15 protein-coding genes are annotated in these 16,769 nt (G+C 51.2%); 6 read left to right on the forward strand and 9 right to left on the reverse strand.

The features are described 5' to 3' along the window. Positions 1-14: 14 nt before the first annotated feature. The 6 genes from EYZ66_RS09960 to EYZ66_RS09985 all read right to left on the reverse strand — a co-directional run bounded on the left by EYZ66_RS09960 (position 15) and on the right by EYZ66_RS09985 (position 5,397). Positions 15-1,013, reverse strand: a complete 999-nt coding sequence (locus EYZ66_RS09960) for a PilW family protein (protein ID WP_009577077.1) — start codon at positions 1,011-1,013, stop codon at positions 15-17. Beyond that, on the reverse strand, positions 1,010-1,504 hold the full coding sequence (gene pilV, locus EYZ66_RS09965) for a type IV pilus modification protein PilV (RefSeq protein WP_009577076.1): 495 nt from the start codon (positions 1,502-1,504) through the stop codon (positions 1,010-1,012). Before pilV ends, EYZ66_RS09960 begins: the two co-directional genes overlap by 4 nt. Further along, a complete protein-coding gene (locus tag EYZ66_RS09970) occupies positions 1,501-1,950 on the reverse strand; it encodes a type IV pilin protein (RefSeq protein ID WP_040817700.1) in 450 nt (149 codons plus the stop codon). The genes pilV and EYZ66_RS09970 overlap by 4 nt, the downstream gene beginning before the upstream one ends. Before the next feature lie 146 nt (positions 1,951-2,096). Beyond that, positions 2,097-2,768 carry a response regulator transcription factor gene (locus tag EYZ66_RS09975; RefSeq protein WP_158027022.1) on the reverse strand — a complete coding sequence of 224 codons (672 nt, stop codon included), beginning with the start codon at positions 2,766-2,768 and terminating at the stop codon, positions 2,097-2,099. A 2-nt stretch (positions 2,769-2,770) separates the two neighbouring features. Further along, complete coding sequence (locus EYZ66_RS09980; RefSeq protein ID WP_009577073.1) at positions 2,771-4,615, reverse strand: sensor histidine kinase; 1,845 nt, start codon at positions 4,613-4,615, stop codon at positions 2,771-2,773. Further along, positions 4,612-5,397: a hypothetical protein gene (locus EYZ66_RS09985; RefSeq protein ID WP_009577072.1), complete on the reverse strand. Its 786-nt coding sequence runs from the start codon at positions 5,395-5,397 to the stop codon at positions 4,612-4,614. Before EYZ66_RS09985 ends, EYZ66_RS09980 begins: the two co-directional genes overlap by 4 nt. A 157-nt stretch (positions 5,398-5,554) precedes the next feature. On the opposite strand from EYZ66_RS09985, the gene EYZ66_RS09990 reads away from it, so the two are divergent. Further along, on the forward strand, positions 5,555-7,993 hold the full coding sequence (locus EYZ66_RS09990; RefSeq protein WP_139042637.1) for a M1 family metallopeptidase: 2,439 nt from the start codon (positions 5,555-5,557) through the stop codon (positions 7,991-7,993). Between the two features lie 3 nt (positions 7,994-7,996). Next, positions 7,997-8,521 (forward strand): DUF6702 family protein, encoded by a 525-nt coding sequence (locus tag EYZ66_RS09995; RefSeq protein WP_040817697.1) that lies wholly within the window; start codon positions 7,997-7,999, stop codon positions 8,519-8,521. Positions 8,522-8,538: 17 nt separating this feature from the next. On the opposite strand, the gene EYZ66_RS10000 is transcribed toward EYZ66_RS09995, so the two are convergent. Further along, positions 8,539-10,350, reverse strand: a complete 1,812-nt coding sequence (locus EYZ66_RS10000) for a DUF3604 domain-containing protein (protein ID WP_009577069.1) — start codon at positions 10,348-10,350, stop codon at positions 8,539-8,541. Between the two features lie 285 nt (positions 10,351-10,635). Between EYZ66_RS10000 and EYZ66_RS10005 the strand changes: the two genes are divergently transcribed. The 3 genes from EYZ66_RS10005 (at position 10,636) to EYZ66_RS10015 (ending at position 13,201) form a co-directional block, all read left to right on the forward strand. Continuing rightward, positions 10,636-11,883, forward strand: coding sequence for a valine--pyruvate transaminase (locus EYZ66_RS10005; protein ID WP_009577068.1), 1,248 nt, complete (start codon positions 10,636-10,638; stop codon positions 11,881-11,883). A gap of 190 nt (positions 11,884-12,073) precedes the next feature. Then, the gene (locus EYZ66_RS10010) at positions 12,074-12,454 is read left to right on the forward strand and encodes a VOC family protein (protein ID WP_009577067.1); all 381 of its coding nucleotides are present in this window, start codon (positions 12,074-12,076) and stop codon (positions 12,452-12,454) included. Between the two features lie 90 nt (positions 12,455-12,544). Next, complete coding sequence (locus EYZ66_RS10015; protein ID WP_040817694.1) at positions 12,545-13,201, forward strand: cupin domain-containing protein; 657 nt, start codon at positions 12,545-12,547, stop codon at positions 13,199-13,201. A gap of 50 nt (positions 13,202-13,251) precedes the next feature. Here EYZ66_RS10015 and EYZ66_RS10020 read toward each other — a convergent pair whose 3' ends face one another. Further along, positions 13,252-14,835 (reverse strand): phytoene desaturase family protein, encoded by a 1,584-nt coding sequence (locus EYZ66_RS10020; protein WP_160195663.1) that lies wholly within the window; start codon positions 14,833-14,835, stop codon positions 13,252-13,254. 133 nt (positions 14,836-14,968) lie between these two features. Continuing rightward, positions 14,969-15,883: a LysR family transcriptional regulator gene (locus EYZ66_RS10025; protein WP_009577063.1), complete on the reverse strand. Its 915-nt coding sequence runs from the start codon at positions 15,881-15,883 to the stop codon at positions 14,969-14,971. A gap of 111 nt (positions 15,884-15,994) precedes the next feature. On the opposite strand from EYZ66_RS10025, the gene EYZ66_RS10030 reads away from it, so the two are divergent. Beyond that, positions 15,995-16,765 (forward strand): class II aldolase/adducin family protein, encoded by a 771-nt coding sequence (locus tag EYZ66_RS10030; protein WP_009577062.1) that lies wholly within the window; start codon positions 15,995-15,997, stop codon positions 16,763-16,765. Positions 16,766-16,769: the final 4 nt, after the last annotated feature.

Below are 16,769 nucleotides of genomic sequence, written 5' to 3' on the forward strand. Positions count from 1 at the left end.
TGTCTCCCCCGACATTAATTGCGTCTAAAGTTGCGAATCGTCGCAACCGTACTAAAATCTCGCGTTACTGGGTTATTGCCCAATGACGTAATCGTGTATTCAAACTTAACCGCTAACACTTTGTCCCAATTGCCACCCACGTTACTTCGGGATACGTATTGCTCCACTGATCCGTCTGAGCCTGATGCAAAGCTACCGCCGCTCTCGATCTGGGCGTCGATACCGTAGCGCATATTGAAATTTTCGATCCCTTCTACCAGCTCGACTTCAGCGCCGGAGTTTAATTGAAGGTAAAATGAGTTACCGCCGCGACCATTGTCGGCCACATAAAAACGTCGAACATCCAACTTCATTACGCTAGTCTGGGGGGCGTAAGTGCAACCTGGCGTACCTGTACCGCAACTGGTTGGCTCATATGTTAAGACGGTAGCACTATTTACCGCCGCGACTTGAACTGCTGTTGCCTGGGAACAGTTACTCAACACCACCGTATCACCCGCGCTAAAACTATGACCGTCGGCGTTAAACGAAATTTGGCGATCAGCGGCGTCACCACCATTTAAAACTATCTCGGCAGGACAAGCAGCCGCGTTGCTAGGGTCTACAGCACAGGTCGTTGCCTGCGAAGCTGAAATCACGGAGTAAATTGTGATGATGTCACTACTAACGGATCTTGAAATCCCTAAACCACTGGCGTCAGTGCTCTCGTTGGCGTAGAGGTATGGATGCATTGTGTCCGCTGTCGGCGTAATGTCGAGATAAAGCTTATCGTTGCTATCCGGCAAACAGCCCCAATACCCTGCGCCAGAGAAAGAAGACCGCAACACCTGCGACATCACTCGACCGTTCTCTACGACAACTGCGCCCAATCGCTGATCGGCCCAGGAAGCTCTGGCGGTTGAGTAAATTTCCAAACTACCCGCCAGCAGCAATGCCCCAAGAGCAAGGGCAATCATAATTTCGACGAGCGTATAGCCTTTTGCAGCCCGGCGTGCGCGTGGCGAGAGAATCACAATGTCACCCCGATAATCAGCAGGTCTACGTCGATTGAAAATGAAGCAATGTCGTTGTCCGGCGCACCGACTTCCAACCACCGCGCGGTGAGTGTTAACTCGCCGGATGCGCCATTACCTGAAACAGAAACGCGGTTAGAATAGTCATCGCCCTCCCAGGGTAGCTGCACCTTGATTTTTTGTAGCCATTCCCACTGATCGTAGGCTGCTAACTGTTGCGGCGTGCAGCTATTCTCGGCGCAATTGGTAGGTGCCGTATCCCATAGACTGCTATCGACCGTATCGTAGTAACCATCAAGCACACCAACTTGGTTCGCATACATGCGTTCTGAGTATTCGGTGGTCAGCAATCCCGCTGTCGAACTGTAGTAAGTGCCCCGAGCTTTCTGAGATGCATAAATATCCATCTGCAAAAAGCCAATCAGCCCTAAGGCCAGAATAAATAAAGTCACCAAGACTTCAATTAAGGTAAATCCCCGCCGATTCGTCATTTCCAGCACCCCGCAGGCGTCACCACACCAAGATGGTTCAGCGTCATAGTTGCACAACCCGAATCCGCAGACGCTTGAGAACCTTGGGCTGTCGCCACGATCGTGTAAGTATTCGCGGTTTGCGTAGAAAAACTCAGGCGATATGTCGCTTTAGTCGCATAATCCGCAGCCGAGTAATCTTTGGGTAGGTATTCGGGATACAGTTCTGTCGGAGCCAAACCAGAACGCTTGGTGTTTTCGTAAAAAACTGGACCCACATAAGTCAGGTTTTTCCGATAATAAGTTTCTAGTGCGATGGCAAGACTTTGCAAGGCCACTTGTGCTTCCGAACGTTTAGTCTCTGCCACTTGTGATTGATAGCTCGGCAAAGCAACAGCAGCCAAAATAGCCACAATCGCGACCACGATGATGAGCTCTACCAATGTGAATCCACGCCGAATTAGCACTTACATCCTCTAAATATAAAAATTGCCTAAACTAGGGCAAGCGTGACACTCGCCAACCTATAAATCAAGTCAAAGTGAGACCACGTTCACAAAAAAACTATTGGCAAACAGTAAGTTAGCGAAAGAATTCTTAAGGATGCTTAAGATTAGTCAAGTTCAATAGCCTGATTCAGCACATAACCCTGGCGGGTCTTGTTCAAAACCTTGAGCGGCGGCTCGTGTAAACGCAGCAATTTGCTGCGCAACCGACTCACAATCACCTCTAAATACGAACGACTGTCTTTGCTAGGATCAATAGACAGCGCGTCTATCAGGTCGTCATAGGGCGTAAGCTCGGGATAGTTCAGGGCCAAATTGCACAGCAAGGTGTATTCTTTCTCTGACAAATGCCTTGTTCGATAGCAGCCAATTAAGCGTTTAGCCACTTGATCGAGTTTGATCTTCACGGCCAAATCCATACGCGAGGTAATCGATCGCAGTACCGCAATGAGCTCCGCAGGCGCGAAAGGTTTAGCCAAGAACAGCACCGCCCCAGCCTCGTAGGTGGCAATGCGATTTTGCTCGGAGCCGTGGGCGCTTAAAAATACAATCGGCACTGAGGGCATGCTCTGGCGATAACGATTGGCCAAATCGAGGCCGGTTTCGGCGCCCAACTGCAGGTCTAGCAGCAATATATCGGGCTTTTTCATCGCTAACAGACCATCGAGCTCGCTACCAGAGTGCGCCACCTCGCATAAAAAACCTTCGTCGATGAGCAGTTGTTTTAGCTCACCAGCCAGCGCAGTATCGTCCTCACACAAGTAAACGGAAATCCTCATGCTCATACCAATTCAACCGTCATTACCACTTGCTGACCCACCCGTTTCGCCATAACTCGATATCCCTGCTGTCTCGCTATGTTTTTCACCAACCAAAGGCCCAACCCCATGCCGTGACGATCACTGCTGTGGGTATCTCGCCAATACTTGTTAAACCAATCCGTCGGATCTGAAAACTTCACACTCGACGGCACAGTGTTTCGTACGCGAATAAACACTCTTCCATCACGCCGCCAACACCTTAAGCAAACCTTGCTGTCATCTGTACCGTATTTAAAGGCATTGTCCAGCAAGTTACTCAAAACAGTCGACAAACCAAATCGATGCGTCGTTACCACTGTTCTACCACGCAGAGAATAGTACAAACGCGTAATTTGCTCATCAGTAAGTTCCAGCTGGCCAACCACGGTCTCGACGAGATCACTCAGCGCCACACGTTCGACGTTCCGTAAATGAGCCTCTTCCGATTCGCCCGAGGCAGCCACTTGGTCAACCACACGCTGAATACGCTTGAGCTGTGATCGATACTTTGCAGCATCAGGCTGATTACGAGTCATCAGCAAGAGCGTTGCTAAGGGCGTTTTTATTTCATGTGTCAGTAGCGCAGTAAGTGTATTTTGATCCGCTAGCCTTTGCTCTAGCAAGGTCTTGCGCTGCTTGATCACATCGGAACGTCGTGCCGCGCGCTCTGCGGCTGTTTGCTCAAGCGCGGACCGGTATAACAAGATGACCCCAAAGACCACGGCCACCAGCACGGAATGCAAATACGTCAACGAGAACTGCTTGCCAATACCAACACCGGATATTGTGGTTATGACGACAATCGCCAGCAGCAAGACGTAAAAGAAGCGCGTGCGCTCTAAAAATAGGCCCGCCAACCCTTTGCTTGCGCGAGCACGTCCTATTGCCACGGCAACGGTGAGTGCTGTTACCGTAACCAACACAACGTTCATGGTCAGCGCAGGACGGTGCCACCCCAGAATATACAAAACGGCCGCTCCCAGCAGAAGCCAAGGCATGACCGCAACAAATTTTAAGATGGCATGACCCGGTGCAACGTAACGCAGCATCGCTAAATGCAGCCAGCCACCTACAACCGAGCAAAATATGGCGCCAAAGCCAACCAAATGATGATTCAAGGCTGGACTAATGAGTCCAGAAACGGGCAGTAAATTGGACAAAGACAGCAAAAATAGTGTCCAACTTATTTGATAGGCGCCAAATAACAAAAGCATTTTGTCCCGACGCACGACACCATAGGCCAGCCCTAAAACGCCGCTTAACACGATGAATACGATAATCGAAACGCGAATTGCAATATTGCGAACCAAAGAGGACTGCAATTCGTCGACTGAGCTCAACGATATCGATCCGCGCAGACCGCCCACGGAGCGAATACTCAGTAAAACACGAGTTGCCGTATCGGGAACTTGTAACGTCGTTTGTTCAATGTCATAGGCCGATACAACCTCACCTATTTGCGTGTCGCCACGCACAGTAACGCCAATGAGCTCATCGGCGGCGGAGTAAAACTCCGCTTTTATGTAATCATGATACGAGGGAGACACACTTAAAAAGGTTGATGGATGGTCAATATCGGACATACGCACATCAAACTGCAAGGTGCCACTGTTGTAGCCCGCGTTGGCATCTCCTCCGGCCAACCACGGGGCATCACAGAGTGCTGTATCAGCAGGACACAGCCGCCATCGCACCTCATCGACACGGTGACCGGGATCCGAGAACGGTATCGACACCGCAAAGGCAGCCGCAAAAATTAAGACCCACTGCGCAACGGATAAGCCCTGTTTAGATCTGAGCGAATCGAACAACCTCGCAAGCCTCATTTAAACAACACTCCCTCACCTAAAACATCGCACAGAATCACGATCTTGCGAGCATCAAGCCCCGCAGCTTCGATGCATGACGCACTGAGATTCAGAGCCAGTGGCATTTGCACCGATCGTCGCTGAAACAAAGCGATTACCCGCTCAAAAGCATGCTTCGTCAAGTGTTCATACTCGACAGGCTCTAACACGCCTTCACGCCGCAGGAGAGCTGCCGCCAACAAGGGGCTCAACATTCCGGCGTTTTCGTTAACGGGCAAACCAACCACGTTATGTATCGCGGTTAACAACTTAGGGCCAATAAACTGATTCGGGACGCCGCCCGTGTTCTTATTCAGAAACTGCTCTGCAGTCTCTATGTAAAAGTCTAAAAATGTATTGCCGCGGTCGAATTGCAGGTAGGCGTTATGAACTTTCTTAAACGCTTTCAGCTCGCCCGTGCCTCTCTGATCAATCCAGACTTCCCGACCTAAAGCATAAGTCGATCGCAGGGGCTGAAAACGCTCAACATCCATAACAAGCCAGTCGGCATCGCACCAAATCACCCGCTCATACTCAACAAGCAGTGCCCGCAACCAGCGCAAGCGCGCTAGATCAGACGCTACTACTGCGTTGTATTGTTGCAACAGGTAGCGCGTGGGCAGGTAGTCAAAGAGACCATCATCTAAAAACTGATAGTCAAAACGATGAATGTCAGCCCAAAGGCGAACCGAGTTTTGGCAGAGCTCGATCCATTCATTCAACGAACGACTGCGGTGAGATTGCACAACGATGGTTTTCAAAACAGCTCTTATGCTTTTTCGGAGTTCGACCACACCTATAGTCGCACAAATACCGAAATTAGAGCCAGAAACTGTATTTCACAGAGCAGAAAAAAAATTGCGGGATTGGTATCATCCAGCCTTTTGATCCGAGGCCTACTCAATGCGCACCTTCTTCATGAGTTTCATTTTGAGCTTTGTCGCAATCCCAACCGCTTGGGCAAACGATCCAAGCGGCGCCGCGGCATTTAACCAGCTCGGACAAACACTACCGACGCCCAACGTCTATCGCACGGCTTCGGGCGCCCCGGGCGAGCGCTACTGGCAACAAGAGGCTGACTATGTCATTAACGCGACTTTGGACGAGACTCAACGCCGAATCACTGCAAATTCTAAAATTCACTACACCAACCACTCGCCCGACACATTGCGCTACTTATGGCTGCAAATGGATCAGAACCGTTTCAAGAATGACTCACTGGACCGCCGGTCGCGCACCGTAACAGGCGAGGATCGCGTGAGCTACTCGGATTTGCGCCTGCAGCAAAGCTCAGCTGATACCGAACACGGCTATCAGGATGTCGCCGTTCTGAACGCCAAAGGCCAAGCTCTGCCATTCACCATCGTTGACACCATGATGCGCATCGACCTCCCGCAGCCTCTCAACTCGGGAGAATCCATTGACTTTGAGATTCAGTGGGCCTTTAACATCATCAATGAAGAGGCCCTAGGCGGTCGCGGCGGCTACGAATATTTCGAGAAAAACGATACCGAGCTCTTCTTTTTAGCGCAGTGGTTTCCGCGCATGGCCGCATACAGTGACTATGATGGCTGGCACAATAAAGCATTTTTGGGTCGCGGTGAATTCACGCTCGAATTCGGCGACTACGAGGTCTACCTGACCGTACCCAACAACCATATCGTATCGGCGACCGGCGAGCTGCAAAACCCCAAACAAGTATTGACCAAAACTCAACAGCAGCGCCTAGCACAGGCGTCTAGCGACAAACCGCGATTCATTGTGACGCCCGAAGAAGCCAAAACCAACGAGCAAACTGCGGCAACCGGCACCAAGACTTGGCATTTTAAAGCCGACAGGGTGCGCGATTTTGCCTGGGCCAGTTCCAGCAAATTCATTTGGGATGCAATGATCCACGAGCAACCCGAGGCAGAGCAAAAGCAAGTGCTCGCAATGTCGTTCTACCCGAACGAAGCAGAGCCCATTTGGTCACACTATTCGACTCACGCGGTCGTCCACACGATGGAAGTGTACAACCGCTTTTCGTTTGCGTATCCCTACCCCACTGCTCAATCAGTCAACACGTGGGAACGTGGCGGGATGGAATATCCCATGATCACCTTCAATGGTTATCGACCTGAGCCCTGGGAAAAAGCAAAAAGCGCAACCACAAAGTGGGATGATGACAGCATCACAGAACCACCTATTACCTACTCGCGCCGCGTCAAATACGGTTTGATTGGTGTCATCATCCACGAAATTGGGCACATTTACTTCCCGATGATCGTGAACTCCGACGAACGCCAATGGACCTGGATGGACGAAGGATTGAATAGCTTTTTAGAATATGTTGCTGAACTTGAATGGGAAGAAAACTACCCAGCCTACCGTGACGACGCCAACATTCTGGATTACATCCCAGCTTACATGACGTCGGCGAATCAGGTTCCAATCATGACTCAGTCTGACTCGATTTTACAGTTTGGACCAAATGCTTACAGCAAGCCCGCTGCAGCCTTAACCGTGTTGCGCGAGACAGTCATGGGCAGAGAACTGTTCGATTTCGCATTTAAGGAATACGCGCAGCGCTGGAAGTTCAAGCGCCCCACGCCGGCCGACTTTTTCCGAACCATGGAAGACGCTTCCGGTATTGATTTAGATTGGTTCTGGCGCGCGTGGTTCTACACCACGGATCATGTCGATATCGCGATCAGTGACATCCGCTCTTATCAACTCAAAACCGGCAACCCTGAGATTGATTTCCCCTTAGATCGTGCCGAGACTCAGCGCGACAAACCCGCACCCATTAGCGAACAATTTAATCGTGAGCAAGGTATTACTTTGCGCATAGATCGCTACCCAGAGCTCAACGACTTCTATAACGAGAACGATCGATTCACAGTGTCCAATAAAGATCGTAACGATTATAAAAAAGATCGCGACAAGCTAGAACCTTGGCAGCAGCGCGCCCTCGATCGCGCAATTTCAGAAAACAAACACTATTACTTTGTCGATTTCGAGAACATCGGCGGCATTCCCTCGCCCTTGCTATTAGATTTTCACTACGCCGACGGCGACAGCAAACGCGTGGTGCTCCCCCCAGAGATCTGGCGCCGCAACAACCATAAAGTGACCCACGTATTCGTAGAGGACAAACCGCTGGAATATATCGAGCACGATCGCGAGCACCGTACCGCCGACGCAGATTATCGCAACAATCGCTTTCCGCCCATCGTGCACCAATCGCGCCTTGAAGCCTACAAATCTAAATCGACAACACGTAACTTAATGGCGGATATGCTCGAAAAGCTCAAAAAAGAAGATAAAGACCAGCCCGAAGAATCGGCGGCGGTTGAACTGAGCGACGAAGGCAACTAACACGTGAGAATACTATTGAGTATCCTGCTTTGCGCCACAACACTCGTGGCGCACGCTCACCGGCAACATCATGTCTGGACCGAGGTCGAACGCAACCCGAATACGGGACTTGTTGAGATTTCGCACCGTATGCACATGCAAGACGCACTATCGGTGCTGCAACTCGCAGGAGAGGATAAAACCTCTTTACCGGTTGAGTCGGTCGAGGCTTTGGCCGAGATTGCTTTATACGTAGACCGACGGTTTGCCGTGTGGCCGCGCTGTCAAGACACGAAAGTTCAGAGCCTAGAGCTGGTAGGCGCGGGCATCGATGATGATTTTATCTACGTGTTCCAAGAAATGCAGTTAACCGGGCAGTTACACGAACTGGTTTTCACCAGCACCTTACTTCAAGACATAGAGCCCTATGCCGCATCTTTTGTGAATTTGCTAACGCCTGCCGGTCAATTCACCTATCAGTTTGCGCAAGAATCACCGAACCAACAGCCCGAAGTTGTTCATTGCGTCAACACACAGTTGACGCATTGACTCACGCTATCGCCTTCTTAGTTCACCCAAATTGGTGAACTGTAGGCGCGTTCTTGAATCGTTTTGGCAAAGCGCTCAGGCAGTTCTTCTTGCAGGGCAACAGCATCGAGCAAAGAATGTCGCGGGGTTGCCGCTTCCAGAACCCGCACGTAGTAGACCGCCGACTGCCCGGGGATGTAATCAGGGTCTTGCCACAAGACCCTGAGCTCAGAGGCACCCTGCGAGCGGTCGTACTCAGCTGTGTTTAAATTCACTGTGTTTGGTAGAGGCTCAAACCGTCCATCGTCGAGACGCGCACGATCCTCGCCCCCAGCCAAATCGTAGATACGGTCTTCAGCTTCGCCTTTGTCATTTACAAAACCCTTGATCATTTGGATTCGATCAAGTCCTGCGCTCATAACGTCACGCGAGGCATGAATCATGAACCTAGGCGCCTCATCCGTTAATGTCAGCGCACCACCCATTGGTACGCCACGCGCATACCCTCTAGCCACCATATCGCTTGCCTCTAAGTCTGCACCTTCAAAGTCAGTGCCAGCAAATACGCGCAAGCCAATTCGAGTGCCCGTTGTCGCATAAACCTCTTTGCGCTTGAACGCAGCGACAATGGCCTCGCGGGTGTTCTCTTCCGCCCAGACAGCGGCCACACCTGAAGCAGCCATGTCCCAACCAACCCGTCCGGCGCGCTCAAGCATTTTGCGCTCGGGCGTGGAATCGGTCACTTGCTTACCGTGGAAGTTGTTTTCTTCTGAACTTGAAAGTGCCGTATGCGAATCGGTCGAACCAATCATGCCAAATGCGAAGGGGTTGACCCCCAATTCTTGCTTTAATTTTAACCCGTTCAACAGAGCAGGACGTGCGTAATTGCCGCTCAAATCGGCCTGTTGTTCCGACTGAAGCCCACCAATCAAAAATTCATACGTCTCAAAATTGGCAAATTCGTCGTTGGGAGAAATCATCGGGTGCGTTTCTGAGTCACCTTTAGTTTGTGTTACCTCAGCAACGGTCTCCCAGCGCGCACGCTGCATCGCGTACTCGGGTGTCATTGGCGAACCATCAAATTGGGTCAGCTCAAAGCTACGCCCCTTCGATAAATTCATGTTGTGGGGAATAGACACAAACTCCGCCCCTACCTTGGGTTGAGTCTCGTCTAGCCAAGCCCAGAGGTCTTCGGGGTTCATACTATCGGTCGAGCTGAAAGGTAAGAACTGCTCTGCTCGAGAAGCATCACCATCCATAAACACAATGCGATGCAAATTTGCCCCACCGGGTAGCGACGACCATTCCCAACCGATAATGGCGCTAAATATACCCGGCTGATTATAGCGATCGGCAATTTCCGCTGTTTGACGCCAAGGTGTACGGCGAATGCTCTCGCTTTGCAGCTCATCGACCATAGCAGATTCCCCCGCTGCGGCCCCGTGAACGAGCATACTAAATACTTCAGCCCCTTTACCCTCTTTCATCTTGGCAAGCGCAAATTGGCCAAACTCGGTCGCACTAACCTCGGGATCTCCCTGCGACAAGCGCAAGGGGATCGAAGTAAGCTCTGCGTGGTCTGAGACCACCAAAAAATCGAGGGGGCGATGGCGCTGCACGCGTGCTTTGTAAAACGGATGAATAACAGGCAAGCCCATAGCATACCGATAGGCTGTCTCTGGATCGGTGCTACGGTTTTGAAACAGGAAGGCATCAAACGAATAGGCGGTATGAAGGTGAGTGTCGCCCCACAATAAGGTGCGTTGTTTCTCATCTTGGGCAAGAGCACCCAACGGAATATTGGAACAAAGAGCGGCCATCACGGCAGCATAGATAAAGGGGGTACGCATCTAATTATCATCCTTCGTATTCTTATTAAAAGTATAGGTCAGCGAACAGGCCCTGCCTATGGTCTGAATAAGGTCTGATGCGGACATTACAAGCAAATAGACTAATTCAAACACTTTCGCTCTACCGAACTCTCGGGCAATCTCATTTGATGCACTCAATAAGGTGGCGACCCCCAACTCAGCGCAAGAGAATATGCAAGGTGCTCGCACCAAGAAAATAGAATCTGGCGTTTAAGCTCAGCAACAGCAAGCGTATAATCGCGTATTTGGACTTAGAGACGGTCTATGCAGTTTTCTGAATTTGGCAAAAAGTTTACCGGCCAATCAGGCATCGTCGAGTTAATGGAAGACTTGGGTGAAGCACTGACCATTAATCCCGACATGATTTTCATGGGTGGCGGAAATCCGGCGCGCATTCCCGCTGCCGAAGCCCTATTTCAGTCACACTTCAAGAAAATAGTCGCTGATCCTGTTGAATTCAATCGCCTCATCGGTATCTATCAGTCCCCCAAAGGTGATCCGAGTTTTTGCCAAGATTTAGCAGACTACTTAAATCGATCGCAGGGCTGGAAGTTAAGCGCAAACAACATAGCAATTGCCAACGGCAGTCAATCGGCCTTTTTTATTGTTGCAAACATGCTCGCTGGTCGCTCTGAACAAGGTAATACAACCTTACACCTACCGCTATCGCCCGAATACTTGGGTTACGCTGATAGCGGATTAAGCCAAACTTTTTTCACCGCGACCAAGCCAAGCATCGAGCTACTTGAAGGGCAGCTGTTCAAATACCACGTGGACTTCAATCATCTCAATCTACCCGAGACAACCAACGCCCTGTGTGTATCGCGCCCCACCAACCCCACAGGCAACGTCTTAAGCGATGAGGAACTCGAGCATCTCAGTGACATCGCAGTAAGCCACAGTATCCCTTTTATTATCGATGGGGCCTATGGCGTTCCCTTCCCAGATATTAATTTTGTGGCGGCGACACCTCGTTGGGACAACAACACGATTTTGATGTTAAGCCTCTCAAAGCTGGGCCTGCCGGGCATTCGCGGGGGCATCGTCATTGCCAACGAAGCATTTATTCAAGCCTTCACCAACGCAAACACCATCATCAGCCTAGCCTGCAGTACGGTTGGCCCCCTGCTGGCGCAATCGCTGATCCGTTCAGGCGACTTAGAGCACCTTACTCAGAACATCGTAAAACCCTATTATCAAGATAGTGCCGCACACATCACTGCGACACTGCACCGCGAACTCAAGGGCCTGCCGTATCGTATTCACAAACCCGAGGGCGCGATTTTTGTTTGGGTCTGGTTCGAAGATCTACCCATAACTAGCCGTGAATTGTACGAGCGTTGCAAGGCACAGGGCCTGTTGGTCGTACCGGGCGAAAATTTCTTTATCGGCATTGAGGATGACTGGGCACACAAGCACCAGTGCTTACGCATATCTCACGCGCAAAGCAAGTCAGTCATCGATCAAGGTATTGCGATTCTGGCCAAAGAAGCCCGCGCCCTTTACCAGTAGTTTTGGGCGACATTGACCTAACCAAGGAGCCCCAGCGCGCTCTCTGAGAATGCTAATGCGCGCTAGACTTGGCGTCAAAAATAGGAATGTTTGATGGCAATATGTTCACAGCACCATCGACAACCGCTACACTCCGACTCAGGCAGTCGGACTCGTTGCCGTTTCTAACAACACTAACAAAGGAAGCTTTATGTTCAGTCACATCATGGTCGGTGCGAATAACATCGAAGAATCAAAGAAGTTTTACGATGCCGCTCTAGGAGCTTTGGGCTATGGCCCCGGCGTTGTTGACCCCAAAGGGCGTTGCTTTTACTTCACCGATACCGGTGTATTCGCGATTTCAGTGCCCATCGACGGCAATCCAGCCTGCCACGGCAACGGCTCGACCATTGGTTTCGCGGTAGAGAGCCCTGAACAAGGTGACGCTTGGCACGCAGCCGGTGTTGCGAATGGCGGCACGACTTGTGAGGATCCTCCAGGTATCCGCGAAGGTGAAATGGGTAGCATGTACTTGGCTTATATGCGCGATCCCGCCGGCAACAAAATCTGCGCCCTAAAACGCATGGGCTAAGGTTTAATAAGCCCCTCGTGATAACCGAGGGGCACTCTCCCGTAACCGTCACATTCATCTACTACTGACGATGAATACTTCACAGCCATTATGAGACTCAACGCCGATTTTGAATCACGGGTCGTCATTTACCCAAAGGATTACCGCTGGACCGCGTCTCCTATGCCCGGTGTCGATAGAATGATGTTGGACAGAGTAGGCGACGAAGTCGCGCGAGCCACCAGCCTGGTTCGCTACGCCCCCGGTAGTACATTTTCGCCACACACACATGCCGGTGGTGAAGAGATCTTGGTCCTTGAGGGCACGTTTGGTGACGAGCATGGGCTTTATCCCGCGGGCACTTACATTCGCAACCCAATCGGGAGCTCGCATACACCCCACGTGGGGGCTAGAGGCGCACTCATTTTTGTCAAGTTGCATCAGTTCAATCCAGAGGATACCGAGCAATTCACTCTGAACACTCAGACCGAACACTGGCGACCAGGACTGGTAGCGGGTTTAAGCGTTATGCCCCTGCACCAGCATCAACACGAAAACGTGGCCCTCGTTCGGTGGGCACCTAACACGCAATTTCAGCCCCATCGACATTGGGGTGGAGAAGAAATTTACGTGCTAGACGGGGTTTTTCACGATGAGCACGGCGAATACCCCAAGGGGACGTGGATTCGCTCTCCGCACATGAGCCAGCATACGCCGTTTACAGGCGAAGAGGGAGCTCTGATATACGTAAAGACAGGACATTTGTAGAACGGAAGTAAGCCCATAAACTGAGCAGCGGACGAATCGATCGCACATCTCTACTTACCCATGAGAATCACTTCAGCCGCGTTTTTTCCAGGAAGTCCCGTCACACCTCCGCCGGGATGCGCGCCTGAACCGCAGTGATAAAGGCCACGAATGGGTCCACGATAGTCGCCGTAATCAAAAACTGGCCTTGCCGCCCACAATTGATCGAGCGTCATCGCACCATGAAAAATATCACCCCCCGTCAAGCCCAGCTCGCGCTCAAGGTCCAAAGGAGATAACACCCGCATCCCAAGGATCGACGCTTTAAAATTGGGCGCATGCGAAGAAACGACAGATACGATTGCCTCTACCGCTTTGGGTTTCAGATCATCCCAACTTTGCCCCGCGCTCAGAGTCGGCGCAAACTGCTGACAAAATAACGAGCACACATGCTGACCCGCGGGTGCCAAGGAATCATCTACCGTCGAGGGAATAAGCATTTCCACAATGGGCTTGTTGGCCCAGCCCTGTTGCTTTGCATCCATAAAGGCGCGATCCATGTACTCTAGCGTCGGAGCCATGATAATGCCCGACTGGTGATGCTCCTGCAGATCAGTGCCCGGCAAGCAGGTGAAATCGGGCAGTTCACTCAGTGCCACGTTTAAACGAAACGTACCGGAGCCGTAGCGCGTGGACGCGATTTTTTGAGCAAAATCATTTGGCACATCCTCAGGCGAGATCAGCTGTTGATAGAGCATCTTGGGCGTCACGTTCGCGGCGACACTGTGAGCTGTTATGAGCTCACCGCTGGTTAGGACAACGCCCATTACGGCCTTATCCTTTATCGTGATACTTGCAACTTCGGCATCCGTGCGAATTTCCACTCCGTGCTCTGAACAGGCCTGCGCCATCGTTTGGGTGATCGCCCCCATGCCCCCGACGGCATGACCCCAGGCGCCCTTTTCGCCATCCAACTCGCCAAATACGTGGTGCAGAAGCACGTAAGCAGAGCCAGGTGTATCGGGGCTGGCGTAATTACCGACTACCGCATCGAAGCCAAATACGGCCTTGATGTGTTCGTTTTCAAACCAGCCATCCAAAAACGAGCGAGCACTTTTGGTCATCAAGTCGTACAGATCGTTCTGAACCTCGAGATCGGCTCTAAGAACATCGCGCACCTGCCACGCCAGTTTCAACAAAGCAGATAAACCGCCAGATATTTTTGGCGGCCTGGTCTCCGCCAATTGTCGAAGCACGTCGGCCACGGCATCGATTCGTCGGTAATATTCGGGTAAACGTCTAGCATCGTGTTCGGACAGCTGAGCAAAAGCCGCTTGGGTGCGCTCAAGCCCACCCCCGACTTTTAAATAGTGGTCTTGATCAATGGGCAAAAAGTTAGCAACCGGTCGTTTGATGAATCTCAGCCCACGCTCTTTTAACCCCATGTCGCGAATGACTTGTGGGTTCAATAAACTGACCGTATAACTTGCCAAGGAATTGCGAAACCCCGGATGAAATTCTTCCGTTACGGCCGCACCACCGACGACAGAGCGCCGTTCCAACACGACAACCCTGCGACCCGCTTTCGCCAAGTAAAAAGCGCAGACCAATCCATTGTGGCCACCGCCGATGATTGCCGTATCGTATTTGGCCAAGACTCACCTCAAGCAATTAAGAAACACGTGGAAGCTTACTTAGATTTGCGGTCGAATACCAAACACAGCGCCCACTCGGCGGCAGAACAATTGCTCGACACCTCAAAACTAAGCCTTTTGCGCTCGTCGGAGTTTACTTTCCAACAACGTCTAGTAACAATTCACGAAACCAACTATGCATCGGATCTTTATCTAACACCGAGGGCCAAACGAGCATTCGATTGATTGGCTCCAATTTGCGGGGAAAGGGCTCAACCGCTATGTTGAATCGAGCACTCAAAAAAGGGACTAAACCCATCGGCACCGTGCAGAGTGCATCGGTGCTCTCAACGATCAACGCTGCTGCACTGAAACTGGTGACCGTTGCGACAATCTCACGATCAATGTTGTGCGCAGGAAGCAAAGTGTTTAGCCCGTACGCTGCGTGACGAGGGGACTCCATCACTACGTGTTTTTCACTCAAAAATTCCGCGAGCGTTAGCCCGCTACTTAGCCTTGGATGTTGCGCCGAGCGCATGACCACCAGTGTTTCTTCACCCAGCACTTGATGACTAACACCGCTCCCGATTGGCAGAGATCGATACAAGGCAAAGTCGTACTTACCGTAGCGAAAATCGTCAGGTATGCCCTGCTCCGATAAGGGAAACACGCTAACCGATACGGATGGGGCATCGGTTTGCAAGCGCTTTAACAGAGGCGCCAAATAAACCGTCTCAAAATAGTCACCCGCGACAACACTAAAGCAACGGGAACTGGTCTGGGGTGACTCAAACTTTGCGGAGAAACTCTCGCGCAGTTGGTTTAATATCGGAGCAATGTCCTCATACCAAGCTTCGGCTGCGGGAGTAGGTACCATGCCATATTTCGTCCTTACAAAAAGCTCGTCGTCCAGCATCACGCGCAGGCGCTGCAAAGCCGAACTCATGGCTGGCTGACTTAAACCCAGTTGCGAACCGGCAGCCGAGAGCTGCCCAAATTCCATAATAGCCTCGAAGACCGTGAGTAAGTTTAAGTCGACACCTCTTAGGTTTTTGAATCGCTTGTTCATAGGCTCAAGATATACGTATTTTTTATAGTTTACTTTATAAATATCAATTTTACGTATTTTTTGTTAAGACTTATGATCAAACGTGTAGAGCCAACAATAAGGAGCACATAAATGGATCGATACTATGGCCTAAACCAATCCATGGTTGATCAATACGCACCCCGCCCCGGAGAACGTGAGCTGATCCCGGATTTATCAGATAAGGCCAAAGTCGCCTTGATGTGTCGCATGCTCTTTAAAGAAGGTTGGAACGAACACATCGCGGGCCACATCACCTACCGGCTACCCAATGGCAATGTCCTGACAAACCCGTGGGAACTCGCGTGGGATGAGCTGCGAGCGAGTGATATTGTGACGTTAGATCATCAGGGCAATATTCTCGACAGTCAATGGAACACAACCCCGGCTCTAGGACTGCATATGCAATTGCATAACGCTCGGCCCGATGTGAACGTGGTTATTCATAACCATGCCCATTGGAGCGGCATTTGGGCTAATCTTCACGAGATTCCTCCGGTATACGATCAAGCAGGCGCCTACTGCGGCAATGACCTTCCTCTTTACAATGAGTACCAAGGCACCTTTGAAGACTCGGGTAAAACGCAAAGTGCCGTCGAGGCGCTGGGCGACGCCAAATGGGCCTTACTGGCCAACCACGGCTCGCTGGTCGTTGGCCGAGATTTACGCCAGGCACATCTTCGCGCCATTACACTAGAATGGCGTAGCAAGCGCGCCTATGAGGTTCGCCTAGCCGGAGGCGGCCAGCCTATGCCCGAGAGCGTAATTGAAGCTCTGACGGTCAGCGACATCAATGGATTCCCGTTCTGCTGGGAGGCAATGGCCCGCCGCGAACTTAGACTTGACCCCAGCATTTTAGATTAGGAGA

This window comes from Aequoribacter fuscus (assembly GCF_009910365.1).
GTDB classification, from domain to species: domain Bacteria; phylum Pseudomonadota; class Gammaproteobacteria; order Pseudomonadales; family Halieaceae; genus Aequoribacter; species Aequoribacter fuscus.